At 50.2% G+C, this 315-nt stretch carries 1 protein-coding gene; it reads right to left on the bottom strand.

Annotated features, from left to right (window positions below; genetic code table 11):
• Window positions 1-201, bottom strand: a 201-nt coding sequence (locus PSI23_RS22240; RefSeq protein WP_273557073.1) for a phage holin, lambda family, incomplete at its 3' end; no start/stop codon positions are given.
• Between the last annotated feature and the right edge of the window lie 114 nt (window positions 202-315).

The following is a 315-nucleotide window of genomic DNA, read 5'->3' as shown; positions in this document are numbered from 1 at the left end:
GAACATCTCTAAGCCACTGGATACGCTCCATGACAAGGCACCACAGAGCAGCGCCTCGACCCAGCGGTTCTTGCGTTCCACGCCGTCATAAATCAGGCGACCGTAGCAAATGAATGCAGCTAAAACAGAGCCGGATATCTGCGGCCACGAGTTTTTTAAGCCGTTCAGCAGTTCGGCCCATAAATCTGGGTTCTCTTTCATCTTCATAATCCACCCCATCTGAACAATGGGCGTCCGTGGGGTGAACGATGGTCGCCCCTGTTAGTGAGTATTTGTTTGGTCTAATGTGAAAAACTTAACACCCTGCGTTTTATC

The organism is Xenorhabdus yunnanensis (genome assembly GCF_028598805.1).
Lineage (GTDB): Bacteria > Pseudomonadota > Gammaproteobacteria > Enterobacterales > Enterobacteriaceae > Xenorhabdus > Xenorhabdus yunnanensis.
Note: the sequence above shows the minus strand (reverse complement) of the source record. Positions and strands in the feature narration are given on the sequence as shown.